The following is a 17863-nucleotide window of genomic DNA, read 5'->3' as shown; positions in this document are numbered from 1 at the left end:
CTGAGAACCCCATCCTCAGTATGTTTGGCCTGTGTAGAAGAACTTGTCTGATATTCCAGCTCCCGAATAAGCATAGAAGGGAGTTGAAGTTTTCCGGATGTCCCCTGTCTGAAAGTCAAGGGATACGATGCTCTGAGTGGATGCTTTCCCTCTGGTATTTCCAGATGAAAAGACGAGATAGCGATTGTCAAACCGTCCCTGAGGAAACCAGAAATTGACATCTTCTGCAATAGAAACGTCCTCGGTCTTCGTGAGCTGAAACTGATCGTTTTGCAACTGATAACTTTGAATGGATTTCGAATTAACAAGGTAAAAATCAGCAGCTTGATTGACTGTGAATCGCTGTTTTTGAGGTGAAATCAAGCGAAAAAGTACCCAGCAAAGCAGGAGAAAAATGAAGACTATACTGACACAGAAAACCAGTGTTTTCATAGCCGGATTTTTTCCTTTAAATAGAAAGGAAAAAGGAGAGTGTGTTGGTAGTTTAACTTGCTTTCCCATGTGACTAGCCTCCTTTTTGAACAGAAAATGAAGACAACATCCTACATTTATATTATAAGCTTTTACAGCTAAAAGCACAAATAATCTTGCAAGGAAACTATAGACTGGATAGAAAAAGACAAACATCGAAATGGATGCTTGTCTTGTGGAGAATATCTGAAAACTTAAATCGCAAACAAGTCATTCAAGTTCTCAGCCAAGGTTGGGTGAGTGAAGATTTGTTTTGTGAAGTAAGTGTAAGGAATCTTGTTGTCCATGGCAACAGTGATGATGTTGATGATTTCTTGAGAACCTTCTGAGAAGATAGTTGCACCAATAATTTCTTTTGTTTCAGTATTCACAACAGCTTTGAAGGCTCCACGAAGGTCGCCATTTACGTGACCACGAGGCATGGCAGCAACAGGGATTTCCTTCACTGCGTATGGAAGTTTCAAATCAGCTGCTTGGCTTTCAGTCAAACCAACTTGTGAAAGTGCAGGTGTGATGAACATAGTGTTTGGCACATTGAGACGGTCTTCAAGTGTGTAGCTGCCATCTCCAGCAAGGTAGCTGTAGACAACACGGAAGTCATCAAGTGAAATGTAGGTAAATTGAGGTCCACCGTTGACATCTCCGACTGCAAAGACACCAGGAACGTTTGTTTGACAATGTTTGTCTACCTTGATAGCACCACGTTCCGTTAGTTCAATATCCGTATTCTCAAGTTGAAGTGGTTCTACGTTTGGTTTACGTCCAGTTGCGTAGAGAAGAGCGTCGAAACGGTACGTTTCGTTTTCAGTTACGACAAGGACTTGGTCACCGTCGTTTCTGATTTCAGTAGTACGGATGTTTTGAAGTAATTCAATACCGTCTTCTTCCATGTATTGTTTAGCAAGAGCTGCAATGGAAGGCTCTGCACGAGGTAGGAAAGTATCCAAGGCATCTAGGACTGTAACCTTGCTTCCAAGTTTGTTGTAAAGACCTGCAAATTCAAGACCGATGTTTCCGCCACCAAGAACTCCAAGTTTTTCAGGCAATTTGTCCAAGTTTTGGATACCTGTTGAGTCAAAGACGTTTTTGCTTGTAGCAAGTCCAGGGATTGGCAAGACGTTTGAAACAGCACCAGTGTTGATAACGATAGTTTCAGCAGTGAGTTCTTGTTTTTCGTCACCAGCTTGGATTTCGATGACTTTGTTTGAAAGGAAGTGAGCTTCCGCATCAAAGATATCCACGCCTGTACCCGCAACAGTCGCATAGTTTTTACCATTGAGGCGACCAGTGATCGTGTTTTTAGTAGCAATCACTTCTTCAAAAGACAAGTCTTTCTCAGCAGCAACTAGTAAGGTTTTAGTCGGGATACAACCGATGTTGATACAAGTTCCGCCGTACATAGCCTTGCTACGTTCAACGAGGGCAACTTTTTTACCAGCTGAAGCCAATTTACCAGCTAGTGTTTTCCCCGCTTTACCAAATCCGATAACGATTAAATCATAAGTTAACATTTATCTTCCTCCTATTCGCATTTCATTCTAGCACAAGAAAAAAACTTTTGCACAATTCTGCTACGGGAAATGAAGTGAGCTTGAAATGGTCCCTTCAAATCCTTTGAAAAAGAAGTTTCAGGCCACTTTACTGTTAAAAAATCGTTTACATGATTTTCCTAAAGGATTCTACTATCTTTTGCTTCCCTCTTGTGTTATACTAGATAGGTTGCAAAGAAACTAGTACTTTTCTTTCGTGGAAAAGAAGCAACATGGTATCTCTTTTTTGTAGAAGATACGTCATGAAAAGAAAAGTATAAACTAAAGCCCTATAGGGTGGCTTCGCACCACCTTTAGAAAGAAGAATAACGTGAAATTTAATGAATTTAACTTGTCTGCTGAATTGCTAGCAGAGATTGAAAAAGCTGGATTTGTAGAAGCCAGTCCCATCCAAGAACAGACCATTCCCTTGGCTCTCGAAGGAAAAGACGTTATCGGTCAAGCTCAGACAGGTACAGGAAAAACTGCAGCCTTTGGCTTGCCAACCCTTGAAAAAATCCGTACAGAAGAAGCGACCATCCAAGCCCTGGTTATCGCTCCAACTCGTGAACTCGCTGTCCAAAGCCAAGAAGAACTGTTCCGCTTTGGCCGTAGCAAAGGAGTGAAAGTTCGCTCAGTTTACGGTGGTTCCAGCATTGAAAAACAAATTAAGGCTCTTAAATCTGGTGCCCACATCGTGGTAGGAACACCAGGCCGTCTCTTGGACTTGATTAAACGGAAGGCCTTGAAATTACAAGATATTGAAACTCTGATTCTTGACGAAGCGGATGAAATGCTCAACATGGGCTTCCTTGAAGACATTGAAGCCATCATTTCCCGTGTCCCTGAAAATCGTCAAACCTTGCTCTTTTCAGCAACCATGCCAGATGCTATCAAACGTATCGGTGTTCAGTTTATGAAAGACCCAGAGCATGTGAAGATTGCTGCCAAGGAATTGACAACAGAGCTAGTGGATCAGTACTATATCCGTGTCAAGGAACAAGAGAAATTTAATACTATGACACGTCTCATGGATGTGGAACAACCAGAACTTGCTATCGTATTTGGTCGTACCAAACGCCGTGTAGATGAATTGACTCGTGGACTTAAAATTCGTGGCTTCCGTGCTGAAGGAATTCATGGTGACTTAGACCAAAATAAACGTCTTCGTGTCCTTCGTGATTTTAAAAATGGGAATCTTGATGTTCTAGTTGCGACTGACGTGGCAGCACGTGGTTTGGATATCTCAGGTGTGACCCATGTCTACAACTACGATATTCCACAAGATCCTGAAAGTTACGTTCACCGTATCGGCCGTACAGGTCGTGCTGGTAAGTCAGGTCAATCCATTACCTTTGTTTCTCCAAATGAAATGGGCTACCTTCAAATTATTGAAAACTTGACTAAGAAGCGCATGAAAGGCTTGAAACCAGCAACAGCGGAAGAAGCCTTCCAAGCTAAAAAGCAAGTGGCGCTCAAGAAAATCGAACGTGATTTCGCAAATGAAGAAATTTGTTCCAACTTTGAGAAATTTGCTAAAGACGCTCGTAAATTAGCGGCTGAATTTAGTCCTGAAGAATTGGCTATGTATATCTTAAGTCTGACTGTCCAAGATCCTGACAGCCTTCCAGAAGTTGAGATTGCACGTGAAAAACCACTGCCATTTAAACCATCAGGTAATGGCTTCGGTGGCAAAGGTAAGGGAGGTCGTGGAGGCCGTCGTGGGGACGACCGTCGAGACCGTGATCGCCGCGGCAATGGTCGCCGTGATGATTTCAAAAAAGGCAGTCGTGGGAACGATCGTTTTGATAAAGACAGACGTTACCGTAATAAAGACAATAAAAAACCTCGCAACACTTCAAGCGAAAAGAAGACCGGCTTTGTTATTCGTAACAAAGGAGACAAATAGAAAAAAGCGATTCACTGGGTGAATCGCTTTTATATATAAGGAGACCAAGGGTAAAAGAAGATGGTTGATAGTAAAGGATAGGTGAAACGGAAAGGGATTTATCATGTCATCTTCTTATAATGTTATAATATCAAAAATAAAATAGGATGTCAATAAAAAATTGCTTTTTTTCTAAAATATTTTTGCTGTTCAAAATTGCAATTAAATAAGCAATTTTCAGATAATAATTGAAAATTCAGGCTCTTTATGTTATAATGATAGCGATTAAATGCGAGGTAAAAAATGGCACATTTATTAGAAAAAACAAGAAAAATTACTTCCATCTTGAAGCGCTCTGAGGAGCAACTTCAAGATGAACTTCCTTACAATGCGATTACACGCCAGTTAGCTGATATTATTGACTGTAACGCTTGTATTGTGAATAACAAGGGACGTCTCTTGGGTTACTTTATGCGTTATAAGACCAATAATGACCGTGTAGAACAATTCTTCCAAACCAAAACCTTCCCTGAGGTCTATGTACAAGGGGCAAACATGATTTATGACACGGAAGCCAATCTTCCTGTTGAACATGATTTGACCATTTTCCCTGTAGAGAGTCGTGCGGACTTTCCAGATGGGTTGACAACCATCGCTCCGATTCATGTATCAGGGATTCGTCTAGGTTCCTTGATCATTTGGCGCAATGACAAGAAATTTGAAGATGAAGATTTGATCCTTGTCGAGATTGCGAGCACGGTTGTGGGAATTCAACTGTTGAACTTCCAACGTGAAGAAGATGAGAAGAATATTCGCCGTCGTACGGCTGTTACCATGGCGGTCAACACCCTTTCCTATTCAGAACTTCGTGCCGTATCAGCTATTTTAGCTGAATTGGATGGAAATGAAGGGCAGCTGACTGCGTCTGTTATTGCAGACCGTATTGGCATTACACGCTCAGTGATTGTCAATGCGCTTCGTAAACTGGAGTCAGCGGGAATTATTGAGAGTCGTTCATTAGGAATGAAGGGGACTTATCTCAAAGTTCTAATTGGTGATATTTTTGAGGAAGTGAAAAAGAGGGATTACTAATGGCAAAAGCTTTAATCTCGATTGACTATACAGAGGATTTCGTAGCAGATCATGGAAAGCTAACTGCTGGAGCACCCGCTCAAGCAATATCAAAAGCCATTGATCAGGTAACCAGACTGGCTTTTGAACGTGGGGATTATGTCTTTTTTACCATTGATGCTCATGAGGAGAAGGATACATTCCACCCAGAAAGTAAGCTTTTTCCACCGCACAATATCATCGGAACTAGTGGGCGTAACCTTTATGGCCCCCTAGCTGATTTTTATGCTGAGCATGAGGCGGATAGTCGCGTCTTTTGGATGGACAAACGTCACTATTCAGCATTTTCAGGAACGGACTTAGATATCCGTTTGCGGGAACGTCGGGTTGATACTGTTATCTTAACTGGAGTCCTGACGGACATTTGCGTCCTTCATACGGCTATTGATGCCTATAATTTAGGTTATCAAATCGAGATTGTCAAGCCTGCAGTTGCCTCTATTTGGCCAGAAAATCATCAGTTTGCTCTTGGGCATTTTAAGAACACATTGGGAGCAAAATTACTGGATGAAAACCTTGCTGAAATTGAACTATAAGACTGTTGGAAAAATGAAAAAAATCTGAAAAAAGTGTTGACAAAGATTTTGAAAGTTGATATACTAGTAAAGTAATCGACGCGGGGATGGCGGAATTGGCAGACGCGCAGGACTAAGGATCCTGTGACCGCTTTAGGTCGTGAGGGTTCAAGTCCCTCTCTCCGCATAGGGTAAGAGTTAGCTTTGGCTAGCTCTTTTTTGTTTTTACAAATAAGATTAGAGGCTACGTTTCCTATATCGAAAAATATTGGCATCAAGAACAGTCATTGTATCAGAACATTTAAACTGAGTTTTCCATTTCATCCTATCAAGAATTTCCTCAAACACAAGTCAGAAAATGAAGAACTTAGGAGATGGAAAAATACTAATCAGAAAGATGTGACTATCATTTTTAAAATGAAGTAGATTTTTGATTGGTACTATACATCCTTATATAAGAAGGAAAGTTAGCGTTTGCTAGCTTTTTTGTTTTTTTCAAAAATAAATCAAAAAAATTTTCGATTTCATAAACATTTCATATTTGGATTTTATAATAGTCTTACAAACATGGAGGTGACAAATGAATCCAATCCAAAGAGCTTGGGCTTATGTCAGCAGAAAACGACTGAGAAGTTTTATTTTATTTCTGATTTTATTTGTCCTTTTAGCAGGAATTTCAGCCTGTTTGACTCTGATGAAGTCCAACAAAACAGTAGAAAGCAATCTTTACAAATCACTCAATACTTCATTTTCTATCAAAAAGATAGAAAATGGACAGACCTTCAAGTTGTCTGACCTAGCATCCGTGAGCAAGATTAAGGGACTGGAAAATGTCTCTCCTGAACTTGAGACGGTCGCAAAACTGAAAGACAAGGAAGCGGTGAGTGGTGAGCAGAGCGTAGAACGTGATGATTTGTCAGCTGCAGACAAGAACTTGGTTAGCTTAACGGCTCTCGAGGATTCATCCAAGGATGTCACCTTTACCAGTTCGGCTTTCAATCTAAAAGAAGGGCGACACCTTCAAAAAGGAGATTCCAAGAAAATCCTTATCCACGAAGAGTTGGCCAAGAAGAACGGTCTTTCGCTTCACGACAAGATTCGCTTGGATGCTGGTCAGTCAGAATCTGGAAAAGGGCAAACAGTAGAGTTTGAAATTGTCGGTATCTTTTCTGGTAAAAAACAAGAAAAGTTCACAGGCTTGTCTTCTGACTTCAGTGAAAACCAAGTCTTTACAGACTATGAAAGCAGCCAAACGCTTCTGGGAAATAGTGAACCGCAAGTCAGTGCAGCTCGCTTCTATGTAGAAAATCCTAAGGAAATGGACGGACTCATGAAGCAGGTAGAAAACTTGGCTTTAGAAAGTCAAGGCTACCAAGTCGAGAAGGAAAACAAGGCCTTTGAACAAATCAAAGACTCAGTGGCAACCTTCCAAACCTTCCTCACCATCTTCCTTTATGGGATGTTGATAGCAGGAGCAGGAGCCTTAATTTTGGTCTTGTCTCTCTGGTTGAGAGAAAGGGTCTACGAAGTGGGAATTCTTCTGGCACTTGGAAAAGGCAAGAGTTCGATCTTCCTCCAGTTCTGTTTAGAGGTAGTTTTGGTATCTCTCGGAGCTTTGCTTCCATCATTTGTTGCAGGAAATGCCATCACATCCTATCTACTCCAAACTGTACTAGCCAGTGGAGATCAGGCAACCTTACAGGACACGCTGGCCAAAGCAAGTGGTCTATCAACCAGTCTCCTATCCTTTGCAGAATCCTATGTCTTTCTGCTCCTGATTGGTTGCTTATCAGTAGCCCTTTGTTTCGTATTCTTATTTAGAAAATCGCCGAAAGAAATTTTATCATCTATTAGTTAATACTCTTCGAAAATCAAATTCAAACCACGTTAGCTTCGCCTTGCCGTACTCAAGTACAGCCTGCAGCTAGCTTCCTAGTTTGATCTTTGATTTTCATTGAGTATAAGAAGGAGAAATCATGACTTTATTACAATTACAAGACCTTACCTACCGTTATAAGAACACTGCTGAAGCAGTCCTATATCAGATCAATTATAATTTTGAACCCGGGAAATTTTACAGTATTATTGGTGAGTCAGGAGCAGGAAAATCCACTCTCTTGTCTCTACTTGCTGGTCTAGATAGTCCTGTTGAAGGTTCAATCCTTTTTCAAGGAGAGGACATTCGTAAGAAGGGATATTCTTACCATCGCATGCACCATATTTCCCTGGTCTTTCAAAATTATAACTTGATAGATTATCTTTCTCCACTGGAAAATATCCGCTTGGTCAACAAAAAGGCAAGCAAGGATACACTGCTTGAGCTTGGTTTAGATGAAAGTCAGATCAAGCGGAATGTTCTCCAGTTATCAGGTGGTCAACAGCAACGTGTTGCCATTGCTCGCAGTTTGGTATCAGAAGCTCCAGTAATTTTAGCAGATGAGCCAACAGGAAATCTGGACCCTAAAACTGCTGGAGATATTGTCGAACTGCTCAAATCACTTGCCCAGAAAACAGGTAAATGTGTCATCGTCGTAACTCACAGCAAAGAAGTGGCACAAGCATCAGATATTACACTTGAGTTGAAGGATAAGAAACTGACTGAAATATAGAATCTAGTTATTAAACTTTAAAATAGTATTAGTTGGTAATCAGATACGTGTATAGTACTAATAACCGAAGTGAATCATTAACAACTATTTCCCGCAGTAGTGATAGCCTAGATAATAACTTTGTTATTATCTAGGCCGGAATTTTTGAGACATATGGCTCAAAAATTAGGGATGAAATTCCCTGGATTTCTAAAATCATCCACTGGATAATTTTACCTCCCGTCCGCACAATCTAAGGGAAATAGTAAAAAATTATTTTATATAAGTTATAAGACATTGAAATAGAACAACATCTAGAAAGGGAACCTATGTTACACAACGCATTTGCCTATGTTACAAGGAAGTTTTTCAAATCGATTGTCATCTTCCTGATTATTCTCCTCATGGCGAGCTTGAGTTTGGTTGGCTTGTCAATCAAGGGAGCTACTGCCAAGGCTTCTCAGGAGACCTTTAAAAATATCACCAACAGCTTCTCCATGCAAATCAATCGTCGCGTCAATCAAGGAACGCCACGTGGTGCTGGGAATATTAAGGGTGAAGATATCAAAAAAATCACCGAAAACAAGGCCATCGAGTCTTATGTGAAACGCATCAACGCTATCGGAGATTTGACTGGATATGAACTCATCGAAACGCCAGAAACCAAGAAAAATCTGACACCTGACCGTGCCAAACATTTTGGAAGTAGCTTGATGATTACAGGTGTCAATGACTCCTCTAAAGAAGACAAGTTTGTCTCTGGTTCTTATAAGTTGGTCGAAGGTGAGCACCTAACCAACGATGACAAAGACAAGATCCTCCTGCACAAGGACTTGGCAGCCAAACACGGCTGGAAAGTAGGGGATAAGGTTAAACTAGACTCTAATATCTACGATGCAGACAATGAAAAAGGAGCCAAGGAAACAGTCGAAGTGACAATCAAGGGACTCTTTGATGGCCACAATAAGTCGGCAGTAACCTACTCACAAGAACTATACGAGAACACAGCTATCACAGACATCCATACGGCTGCTAAACTATATGGTTATACAGAAGACACAGCTATTTATGGGGACGCAACCTTCTTTGTAACAGCGGACAAGAACTTGGATGATGTTATGAAAGAGTTGAATGGCATCAGTGGTATCAACTGGAAGAGCTATACACTCGTTAAGAGCTCATCTAACTACCCAGCTCTTGAGCAATCCATCTCTGGTATGTACAAGATGGCCAACCTCCTCTTCTGGGGTAGCTTGAGCTTCTCAGTTCTTCTTCTTGCCCTCTTGCTCAGCCTTTGGATCAATGCCCGTCGCAAGGAAGTGGGTATTCTCCTCTCTATCGGTCTCAAGCAGGCAAGTATCTTGGGTCAATTCATCACTGAATCCATCTTGATTGCCATCCCTGCTCTTGTTTCTGCATACTTCTTAGCTACTTACACAGCGCGTGCAATCGGAAACACCGTTCTTGCCAATGTCACTTCAGGTGTTGCCAAGCAAGCCAGCAAGGCAGCTCAAGCCTCTAATCTTGGTGGCGGTGCAGAAGTAGATGGTTTTAGCAAGACCTTGTCGAGCCTAGATATTTCTATTCAGACATCAGACTTTATCATCGTCTTTGTCCTTGCCTTGGTTCTAGTGGTTCTCGTTATGGCGCTTGCTTCAAGCAATCTCCTTAGAAAACAACCAAAAGAACTCTTGCTCGATAGCGAATAAAAAACTTGCTACCTATTCTCCCCTAAATGGGGTATAATATAGGTAGCATTTTTATGTATTTCATCTCCCTAAAGCCTTTCCTTTCAGGATGAAACAGGGATGATTTAAAAGAAAATTAAAGAAATGTGAAAGGTTTTTCTATGAAAATTTTAATTGTAGAAGATGAAGAGATGATTCGTGAGGGAATCAGTGACTATTTGACAGATTGTGGTTATGAGACCATTCAGGCTGCGGACGGCGAGGAAGCCCTAGAACAATTTTCCAGCTATGAAGTAGCACTAGTTTTACTGGATATCCAGATGCCCAAGCTCAATGGTTTAGAAGTCCTAGCGGAGATTCGTAAGACCAGTCAGGTTCCTGTTTTGATGCTGACAGCCTTTCAGGATGAAGAATACAAGATGAGTGCTTTTGCTTCTCTAGCAGACGGCTATCTGGAAAAACCCTTCTCCCTCTCCCTCTTAAAAGTGAGGGTAGACGCGATTTTCAAGCGCTACTACGATACAGGACGAGTCTTCTCCTATAAGGACACCAAGGTGGACTTTGAGAGTTACAGTGCAAGCCTCGCAGGTCAAGAAGTGGCCATTAATGCCAAAGAGTTGGAAATTTTGGACTATCTGGTAAAAAATGAAGGACGAGTCTTGACCCGCTCTCAGATTATTGATGCCGTCTGGAAGGTGACAGATGAGGTTCCCTTTGACCGTGTCATTGATGTTTACATCAAGGAACTGCGGAAAAAGCTAGACTTGGATTGTATCCTCACAGTGCGCAATGTTGGTTATAAATTGGAGCGAAAATGAAACGAACAGGTTTATTTACAAAGATATTTATCTATACCTTCTCGATTTTTAGTGTTCTGGTTATTTGTCTTCATTTAGCTATTTATTTTCTCTTTCCGTCAACTTATCTGAGTCATCGTCAGGAAACCATTGGCCAGAAAGCGACAGCCATTGCCCAGTCCCTAGAAGGAAAGGATAGGCAGAGTATCGAGCAAGTCTTAGACTTGTATTCCCAGACTAGTGATATCAAAGGAGCTGTCAAGGGAGAGATGACTGAGGACAAGTTAGAGGTCAAGGACAATCTTCCACTAGACGCGAATCGCCAGACCACCTCTCTCTTTATCGAGGAGCGTGAGGTGACAACCCAAGATGGTAGCACTATGACACTTCAATTTCTAGCTTCCATGGACCTGCAAAAGGAAGCAGAGCAGATTAGTCTCCAATTTCTCCCTTATACCTTGCTGGCATCCTTTCTGATTTCCCTCTTGGTAGCCTACATCTACGCTCGAACCATTGTTGCCCCGATTTTGGAAATCAAGCGGGTGACCCGTCGGATGATGGAACTGGATGCTCAAGTACGGTTGCGCGTGGACTCTAAGGATGAGATAGGTGATCTTAAGGAACAGATCAATAGCCTTTACCAGCATCTCTTGACTGTCATTGCGGACTTGCATGACAAGAATGAAGCTATTCTCCAGCTGGAGAAGATGAAGGTTGAGTTCCTACGAGGGGCCTCTCATGAATTGAAAACACCTCTGGCTAGTCTCAAAATCCTAATCGAAAATATGAAAGAAAATGTCGGCCGTTATAAGGATAGAGACCACTATCTTGGAGTTGCCTTGGGAATTGTGGATGACCTCAGTCACCACGTTCTCCAGATACTTTCTCTTTCTTCTGTTCAGGAATTGCGAGAGGAGAAGGAGAACATTGACCTAGTCCAGATGACGCAAAGTCTGGTCAAGGATTATGCTTTGCTCGCCAAGGAGAGAGAACTTCAGGTGGACATTAGCCTAACCCATCAGCAGGCTTACATAAACCCATCTGTTATGAAACTGATATTATCGAATCTCATCAGCAATGCTATCAAGCACTCCACTCCAGGCGGCTTGGTTCGAATTGGTGAAAGAGAAGGGGAGCTCTATATCGAGAATAGCTGTAGTCCTGAAGAACAAGAAAAACTGGCCCAGTCTTTTTCTGACAATGCTAGTCGCAAGGCCAAGGGTTCGGGGATGGGGATCTTTGTGGTCAAAAGTTTATTAGAACATGAGAAATTACCTTATCATTTTGAGATGCAGGGCGATCGCTTGAGTTTCTTCATACGTTATCCCAAAGTCACTCAGGACTAAGGAGAAGAAAGGGGTTACATTGATTGGATTGGAAGAAATTCAATCTAAAGTATGGGAAAAACTAGCTTTTTTTATCAAAAAGTGATAAAATGAACAATGTAAATGGGATGTCCCAAAAAATATATAGGAGGCCTGACAAATGGCAATCGTTTCAGCAGAAAAATTTGTCCAAGCAGCTCGTGACAACGGTTATGCAGTTGGTGGATTTAACACAAACAACCTTGAGTGGACTCAAGCTATCTTGCGCGCAGCAGAAGCTAAAAAAGCTCCAGTTTTGATCCAAACTTCAATGGGTGCTGCTAAATACATGGGTGGTTACAAAGTTGCTCGCAACTTGATCGCTAACCTTGTTGAGTCAATGGGTATCACTGTACCAGTAGCTATTCACCTTGACCACGGTCACTACGAAGATGCACTTGAGTGTATCGAAGTTGGTTACACTTCAATCATGTTTGACGGTTCACACCTTCCAGTTGAAGAAAACCTTAAATTGGCTAAAGACGTTGTTGAAAAAGCACACGCTAAAGGTATCTCAGTAGAAGCTGAAGTTGGTACTATCGGTGGTGAAGAAGACGGTATCATCGGTAAAGGTGAATTGGCTCCAATCGAAGACGCTAAAGCAATGGTTGCAACTGGTATTGACTTCTTGGCAGCTGGTATCGGTAACATCCACGGTCCTTACCCAGCAAACTGGGAAGGTCTTGACCTTGACCACTTGAAGAAATTGACAGAAGCTCTTCCAGGCTTCCCAATCGTATTGCACGGTGGTTCAGGTATTCCTGATGACCAAATCCAAGCAGCTATCAAACTTGGTGTTGCGAAAGTTAACGTTAACACTGAATGCCAAATCGCATTCGCTAACGCAACTCGTAAATTTGCTCGTGACTACGAAGCAAACGAAGCAGAATACGACAAGAAAAAACTCTTCGACCCACGTAAATTCTTGGCTGACGGTGTAAAAGCTATCCAAGCATCAGTTGAAGAACGTATCGACGTATTCGGTTCAGAAGGTAAAGCTTAATCTAGCTGAATAATACAATACAGAAACCTGCCCATTGGGTGGGTTTTTTGGTTTTCTTTTACCGTATTCGTTGACTTTCTATATTGTATTACTTCACTTATTTTAGTAATACTTTCTATAGTGAAATCTAGCATCAGACTAATTAAGCAATTATTTAATTATTAATAAAAACAATGTCAAATACGATGATGTAAAATTTGTTACCTAGGAATATTTTTGTTATACTAAAAAGAGAAGTTATCATGATAATAGATTTTTAATGATTAAGTATTTTATTGTTATGAGTATTCATAATTATTAATTATATTGAAAGGATTTTTTATGGATAGAGAAGAGTATAGAACGACTCCAGATTTTTTTAAATCTTTAGATATTGTAAAAAGTTTTGTTAGTGATGCATTAAATGGAGACGTTAATATGTTAAAAAATGAGGATATTACTCTTCTTGTTAATAGAATTAGTGATCGAGAAAAAAGAAACTTTTATTTTGGTAGTATAGCTGATCCTGACATGTATTACATAACTCAGGCAATATATATATTGATTTGGGGACATGTTTTTGATTTAACTTTTGAAAAATTAGGTTCCTGGGGGGCAGTAGAACATCCTTTTAGAGGAGATACAATGAATTCTTTTAATAGTGTTTTTGGAAAGGAATATTTAATTGCCAAAAGATATAAAGTAAATAAAAACTTATTGAAAAATATTGAAGAATATTTAAGTTTATACCACTCTATTGGTAATTTTATTGTGATACCTAACAAATTAAATTTAAATAGGCAGAGAGCGAACTACTATACTCTTCAAGATTATTTTGATAGCTTTCTTGGAGCATTGTTTCAGTATAAGTATCCGGATATAGAAACTGAGTATAGAACCTTTTCTGAAGTATTACATTCTTCGTTAATAGAAAATACTATTTTTAATAAAATTGAATTTAAAAAATATATATATGATTTCTTTTTGGAAAGCTATGTAGAAGACGGAAAACCGTACAATGTTTTTGATATACCTCTTGAAATTCGAAGAAAAGAGTATATTGGCAGAAATAGACGTTCTCGGTCTGACTTTATTACTAGAGATGAATATATCGATTTGGCGTCTAATTACTATAATAAATCAAAGGAGATAATTAGTTATAGAGCAGAATGTATAGTAGATGTTTTGAAGAATGAAATTGAAAATAGTTGACTAAGTTCTGTACAAGATAGTTTATGTTATCTAAATAGATTAAATGGATTATGGATTCAATAATGTTAGTTACCATCAATCCAGATTATAAAGTTAAGAGTAGTTTTAGCTCACTTTTTCTTAGGTAGTTCCTACTTTTAGTCAACACAGGTACATTACTTTAAATCATAGAAGTTAATAGTTTATAAGTAAACTATTATATAGAAAGGTTAGCATACACTGAATTACTTCTCCATCAAACAAGGACATTTAGTTCATAGAAAAAAATTAAATTTTGTCCCCAATTTGCCTTGCTTTTTAAGAACTAAAGAGTGTAATTAATAATCGTTCCAATACAGTGTGGGGAGAAGAATACCTGAATATAGCCCTTTTTAGTGTATGAGAAAGTATAGTGAATAAATGATTTAGGTTCAGAAGGTAAAGCATAATCTAGCTGAACAATACATACAGAACCTGCCCATTGGGTGGGTTTTTTGCTGTTTTAAAGAAATTATCAAACCAGAATTTTTGTTTAAAAGTATGATTTTAAGAGAGAAATCTCTAATTTCATAATCTATAGGCAAACGCTTGCATTCTAGTTTTTATTGGACTATAATAGGTTGGTATAAAGCCTTCTGTAGTAATAAAATGTAGAAGTTGTAGAAAGTAAGGATTTAGATATTTGTAGTCAAAAATACAATGTTGCTATTCCTTGCGATAGGGAGAGATTTATGGCAATGATAGAAGTGGAACATCTTCAGAAAAATTTTGTGAAGACAGTGAAGGAGCCGGGGTTAAAGGGAGCTTTGCGCTCCTTTATTCATCCTGAAAAGCAGACCTTTGAAGCGGTCAAGGATTTGACCTTTGAGGTTCCCAAGGGGCAGATTTTAGGCTTTATCGGGGCCAATGGTGCTGGGAAGTCGACAACCATCAAAATGCTGACAGGAATTTTAAAACCGACATCTGGTTTTTGTCGGATTAACGGCAAGATTCCACAGGACAATCGTCAAGACTATGTCAAGGATATCGGGGTTGTCTTTGGACAACGCACCCAGCTATGGTGGGATTTGGCACTGCAAGAGACCTATACGGTCTTGAAAGAGATATACGATGTGCCAGACTCGCTCTTTCATAAACGCATGGATTTTTTGAATGAAGTCTTGGATTTGAAGGAATTTATCAAGGATCCTGTGCGAACTCTTTCACTGGGGCAACGGATGAGGGCGGACATTGCGGCTTCCTTGCTTCACAATCCCAAGGTTCTCTTTTTAGATGAGCCGACCATTGGTTTGGATGTTTCGGTCAAGGACAATATTCGTCGGGCAATTACTCAGATCAATCAAGAGGAAGAAACAACCATTCTCTTGACCACTCACGACCTGAGCGACATTGAGCAACTCTGTGATCGAATTTTTATGATTGATAAGGGGCAAGAGATTTTTGATGGAACGGTTAGCCAGCTCAAGGAAACCTTTGGCAAGATGAAGACTCTTTCCTTTGAACTGCTACCAGGGCAAAGTCATCTTGTCTCTCACTATGAAGGCTCTTCGGATATGACCATTGATAGACAAGGAAACAGCCTCAATATTGAATTCGACAGTTCCCGCTACCAGTCGGCTGATATTATCAAGCAAACCCTGTCTGATTTTGAAATCCGCGATTTGAAGATGTTGGATACGGATATCGAGGATATTATCCGTCGCTTCTACCGAAAGGAGCTCTAAGATGGTCAAATTGTGGAGACGTTATAAACCCTTTATCAATGCAGGTGTTCAGGAGTTGATCACCTATCGAGTCAACTTTATTCTCTACCGGATTGGGGATGTTATGGGAGCTTTTGTGGCTTTTTATCTCTGGAAGGCTGTCTTTGATTCCTCGCAGGAGTCTTTGATTCAGGGCTTTAGTATGGCAGATATCACCCTCTACATCATCATGAGTTTTGTGACCAATCTGTTGACCAGGTCAGATAGCTCCTTTATGATCGGGGAGGAGGTCAAGGATGGTTCCATTATCATGCGTTTGTTGCGACCAGTGCATTTTGCGGCTTCTTACCTCTTTACAGAGCTTGGATCCAAGTGGTTGATTTTTATCTCTGTTGGACTGCCATTTTTAAGTGTTATTGTCTTGATGAAAATCTTATCTGAGCAAGGGATAGTAGAAGTGCTGGGACTAACTACCCTTTATCTTTTTAGCTTAACGCTGGCCTATCTGATTAACTTTTTCTTTAATATCTGCTTTGGATTTTCAGCCTTTGTGTTTAAAAATCTATGGGGTTCCAATCTACTCAAGACTTCCATAGTGGCCTTTATGTCTGGAAGTTTGATTCCCCTGGCTTTCTTTCCAAAGATTGTTTCTGATATCTTGTCCTTCTTGCCTTTTTCATCCTTGATCTACACTCCTGTCATGATCATTGTTGGGAAATACGATGCCAATCAGATTCTTCAAGCTATCTTGCTACAGGTTTTCTGGCTCATAGTGATGGCGGGCTTGTCTCAGCTGATTTGGAAACGAGTCCAGTCATTCATCACCATTCAAGGAGGTTAGTATGAAAAAATATCAACGCATGCACCTGATTTTTATCAGACAATACATCAAGCAAATCATGGAATACAAGGTCGATTTTGTGGTGGGCGTGTTAGGAGTTTTTCTAACTCAAGGCCTGAACCTCTTGTTTCTCAATGTACTCTTTCAACACATCCCCTCGCTAGAAGGCTGGACTTTTCAAGAAATCGCCTTTATCTATGGATTTTCCTTAATTCCCAAGGGATTGGACCATCTCTTTTTTGACAATCTCTGGGCACTGGGGCAACGTTTGGTGCGAAAAGGAGAGTTTGACAAGTACCTGACGCGTCCCATTAATCCTCTTTTTCACATCTTGGTTGAGACCTTTCAGATTGATGCCTTGGGCGAACTTTTGGTCGGAGGTATTTTGCTAGCGACAACGGTATCTAGTATTGCTTGGACTTTTCCCAAATTCCTGCTTTTCTTAGTCTGCATTCCTTTTGCGACCTTGATTTATACTTCCTTGAAAATCGCGACAGCCAGTATCGCTTTTTGGACCAAGCAGTCAGGCGCCATGATTTACATTTTTTATATGTTTAATGACTTTGCCAAGTACCCGATTTCCATTTACAACTCCCTTCTTCGCTGGTTGATTAGCTTTATCGTGCCTTTTGCTTTTACGGCCTACTATCCTGCTAGCTATTTCTTACAGGACAAGGATGGGATCTTTAACATTGGTGGGTTGATGTTGATTTTCCTTGTTTTCTTTTTCATTTCGCTCAAACTCTGGGATAGAGGATTGGATGCTTACGAAAGTGCAGGTTCTTAAGAGATTAAATAGAATGAGATTTAAAAATTAAATATGTTACAAACAACCGTTGAAAATTATAGCGGTTGTTTTTGCATATTTATTGAGGCATAAGTTGTATCCATCCCCACTTTTTGCGATTTTGGTAATTATTCCAGTTGATTGATAATATTTTTGATGGTAGGAATGAGTTTATATTGTAGCCAGTTAACTATAATATTTATTGACTAGATTTTTTGTTAACATGGATTAAAAAAAAAATTAATGCGTGTTAATTTTTCTTGACTTAAATTTTTTTAATTGATATACTATTTTTCAGAGAGCTAACAATTATATATAAATGTACTACTCTATCCCACTAGATAATACGTCATAAAACTTTTTATAACAAAGGCTAGCAAGGTTAAAG

The 17863-nt window shown here is 40.0% G+C and carries 15 protein-coding genes and 1 tRNA gene; 14 read left to right on the top strand and 2 right to left on the bottom strand.

The window, feature by feature from the left end:
* Positions 1 to 15 precede the first annotated feature (15 nt).
* Both KX728_RS09370 and KX728_RS06805 read right to left on the bottom strand, forming a co-directional pair.
* A complete protein-coding gene (locus KX728_RS09370; protein WP_223335589.1) occupies positions 16 to 501 on the bottom strand; it encodes a hypothetical protein in 486 nt (161 codons plus the stop codon).
* Positions 502 to 665: 164 nt separating this feature from the next.
* Positions 666 to 1982 carry an FAD-containing oxidoreductase gene (locus KX728_RS06805; RefSeq protein ID WP_215804458.1) on the bottom strand — a complete coding sequence of 439 codons (1317 nt, stop codon included), beginning with the start codon at positions 1980 to 1982 and terminating at the stop codon, positions 666 to 668.
* Positions 1983 to 2331: 349 nt separating this feature from the next.
* On the opposite strand from KX728_RS06805, the gene cshA reads away from it, so the two are divergent.
* From cshA to KX728_RS06735, 14 genes are all read left to right on the top strand, one after another.
* Positions 2332 to 3909, top strand: a complete 1578-nt coding sequence (gene cshA / locus KX728_RS06800; protein WP_215804459.1) for a degradosome RNA helicase CshA — start codon at positions 2332 to 2334, stop codon at positions 3907 to 3909.
* A 282-nt stretch (positions 3910 to 4191) separates the two neighbouring features.
* On the top strand, positions 4192 to 4980 hold the full coding sequence (gene codY / locus KX728_RS06795) for a GTP-sensing pleiotropic transcriptional regulator CodY (RefSeq protein ID WP_000940725.1): 789 nt from the start codon (positions 4192 to 4194) through the stop codon (positions 4978 to 4980).
* Complete coding sequence (locus KX728_RS06790) at positions 4980 to 5555, top strand: cysteine hydrolase family protein (protein ID WP_096753642.1); 576 nt, start codon at positions 4980 to 4982, stop codon at positions 5553 to 5555. The genes codY and KX728_RS06790 overlap by 1 nt, the downstream gene beginning before the upstream one ends.
* An 80-nt stretch (positions 5556 to 5635) precedes the next feature.
* Positions 5636 to 5721: transfer RNA gene (locus tag KX728_RS06785), tRNA-Leu, on the top strand.
* A 393-nt stretch (positions 5722 to 6114) separates the two neighbouring features.
* Positions 6115 to 7392, top strand: a complete 1278-nt coding sequence (locus KX728_RS06780; protein WP_215804460.1) for an ABC transporter permease — start codon at positions 6115 to 6117, stop codon at positions 7390 to 7392.
* A gap of 118 nt (positions 7393 to 7510) precedes the next feature.
* Entirely contained in the window at positions 7511 to 8143 is a 633-nt protein-coding gene (gene vex2, locus KX728_RS06775; RefSeq protein WP_050242291.1) for an ABC transporter ATP-binding subunit Vex2, read from the top strand.
* A 308-nt stretch (positions 8144 to 8451) separates the two neighbouring features.
* Positions 8452 to 9831 carry an ABC transporter permease subunit Vex3 gene (gene vex3 / locus KX728_RS06770; RefSeq protein WP_061087752.1) on the top strand — a complete coding sequence of 460 codons (1380 nt, stop codon included), beginning with the start codon at positions 8452 to 8454 and terminating at the stop codon, positions 9829 to 9831.
* A 140-nt stretch (positions 9832 to 9971) separates the two neighbouring features.
* Complete coding sequence (gene vncR, locus KX728_RS06765; RefSeq protein WP_049518934.1) at positions 9972 to 10628, top strand: response regulator transcription factor VncR; 657 nt, start codon at positions 9972 to 9974, stop codon at positions 10626 to 10628.
* Positions 10625 to 11953 carry a sensor histidine kinase gene (gene vncS, locus KX728_RS06760; protein WP_215804461.1) on the top strand — a complete coding sequence of 443 codons (1329 nt, stop codon included), beginning with the start codon at positions 10625 to 10627 and terminating at the stop codon, positions 11951 to 11953. The genes vncR and vncS overlap by 4 nt, the downstream gene beginning before the upstream one ends.
* Before the next feature lie 139 nt (positions 11954 to 12092).
* On the top strand, positions 12093 to 12974 hold the full coding sequence (locus KX728_RS06755) for a class II fructose-bisphosphate aldolase (RefSeq protein ID WP_001018995.1): 882 nt from the start codon (positions 12093 to 12095) through the stop codon (positions 12972 to 12974).
* A gap of 321 nt (positions 12975 to 13295) precedes the next feature.
* Entirely contained in the window at positions 13296 to 14165 is an 870-nt protein-coding gene (locus KX728_RS06750) for a hypothetical protein (protein ID WP_096753639.1), read from the top strand.
* Positions 14166 to 14875: 710 nt separating this feature from the next.
* Positions 14876 to 15868, top strand: coding sequence for an ABC transporter ATP-binding protein (locus tag KX728_RS06745; protein WP_200730319.1), 993 nt, complete (start codon positions 14876 to 14878; stop codon positions 15866 to 15868).
* Position 15869: 1 nt separating this feature from the next.
* The gene (locus KX728_RS06740) at positions 15870 to 16688 is read left to right on the top strand and encodes an ABC transporter permease (protein ID WP_096753638.1); all 819 of its coding nucleotides are present in this window, start codon (positions 15870 to 15872) and stop codon (positions 16686 to 16688) included.
* A gap of 1 nt (position 16689) precedes the next feature.
* A complete protein-coding gene (locus KX728_RS06735; RefSeq protein ID WP_215804462.1) occupies positions 16690 to 17475 on the top strand; it encodes an ABC transporter permease in 786 nt (261 codons plus the stop codon).
* The last annotated feature ends 388 nt before the right edge of the window (positions 17476 to 17863 follow it).

Source organism: Streptococcus oralis (assembly GCF_019334565.1).
Taxonomy (GTDB): domain Bacteria; phylum Bacillota; class Bacilli; order Lactobacillales; family Streptococcaceae; genus Streptococcus; species Streptococcus oralis_CR.
Note: the sequence above shows the minus strand (reverse complement) of the source record. Positions and strands in the feature narration are given on the sequence as shown.

What these genes read in the sequence shown, in the direction of transcription:
- KX728_RS09370 (WP_223335589.1), bottom strand. Translation starts at nt 501, where the DNA reads ATGGGAAAGCAAGTTAAACTACCAACACACTCTCCTTTTTCCTTTCTA.
- KX728_RS06805 (WP_215804458.1), bottom strand. Translation starts at nt 1,982, where the DNA reads ATGTTAACTTATGATTTAATCGTTATCGGATTTGGTAAAGCGGGGAAA.
- codY (WP_000940725.1), top strand. Translation starts at nt 4,192, where the DNA reads ATGGCACATTTATTAGAAAAAACAAGAAAAATTACTTCCATCTTGAAG.
- KX728_RS06790 (WP_096753642.1), top strand. Translation starts at nt 4,980, where the DNA reads ATGGCAAAAGCTTTAATCTCGATTGACTATACAGAGGATTTCGTAGCA.
- KX728_RS06780 (WP_215804460.1), top strand. Translation starts at nt 6,115, where the DNA reads ATGAATCCAATCCAAAGAGCTTGGGCTTATGTCAGCAGAAAACGACTG.
- vex2 (WP_050242291.1), top strand. Translation starts at nt 7,511, where the DNA reads ATGACTTTATTACAATTACAAGACCTTACCTACCGTTATAAGAACACT.
- vex3 (WP_061087752.1), top strand. Translation starts at nt 8,452, where the DNA reads ATGTTACACAACGCATTTGCCTATGTTACAAGGAAGTTTTTCAAATCG.
- vncR (WP_049518934.1), top strand. Translation starts at nt 9,972, where the DNA reads ATGAAAATTTTAATTGTAGAAGATGAAGAGATGATTCGTGAGGGAATC.
- vncS (WP_215804461.1), top strand. Translation starts at nt 10,625, where the DNA reads ATGAAACGAACAGGTTTATTTACAAAGATATTTATCTATACCTTCTCG.
- KX728_RS06755 (WP_001018995.1), top strand. Translation starts at nt 12,093, where the DNA reads ATGGCAATCGTTTCAGCAGAAAAATTTGTCCAAGCAGCTCGTGACAAC.
- KX728_RS06750 (WP_096753639.1), top strand. Translation starts at nt 13,296, where the DNA reads ATGGATAGAGAAGAGTATAGAACGACTCCAGATTTTTTTAAATCTTTA.
- KX728_RS06745 (WP_200730319.1), top strand. Translation starts at nt 14,876, where the DNA reads ATGGCAATGATAGAAGTGGAACATCTTCAGAAAAATTTTGTGAAGACA.
- KX728_RS06740 (WP_096753638.1), top strand. Translation starts at nt 15,870, where the DNA reads ATGGTCAAATTGTGGAGACGTTATAAACCCTTTATCAATGCAGGTGTT.
- KX728_RS06735 (WP_215804462.1), top strand. Translation starts at nt 16,690, where the DNA reads ATGAAAAAATATCAACGCATGCACCTGATTTTTATCAGACAATACATC.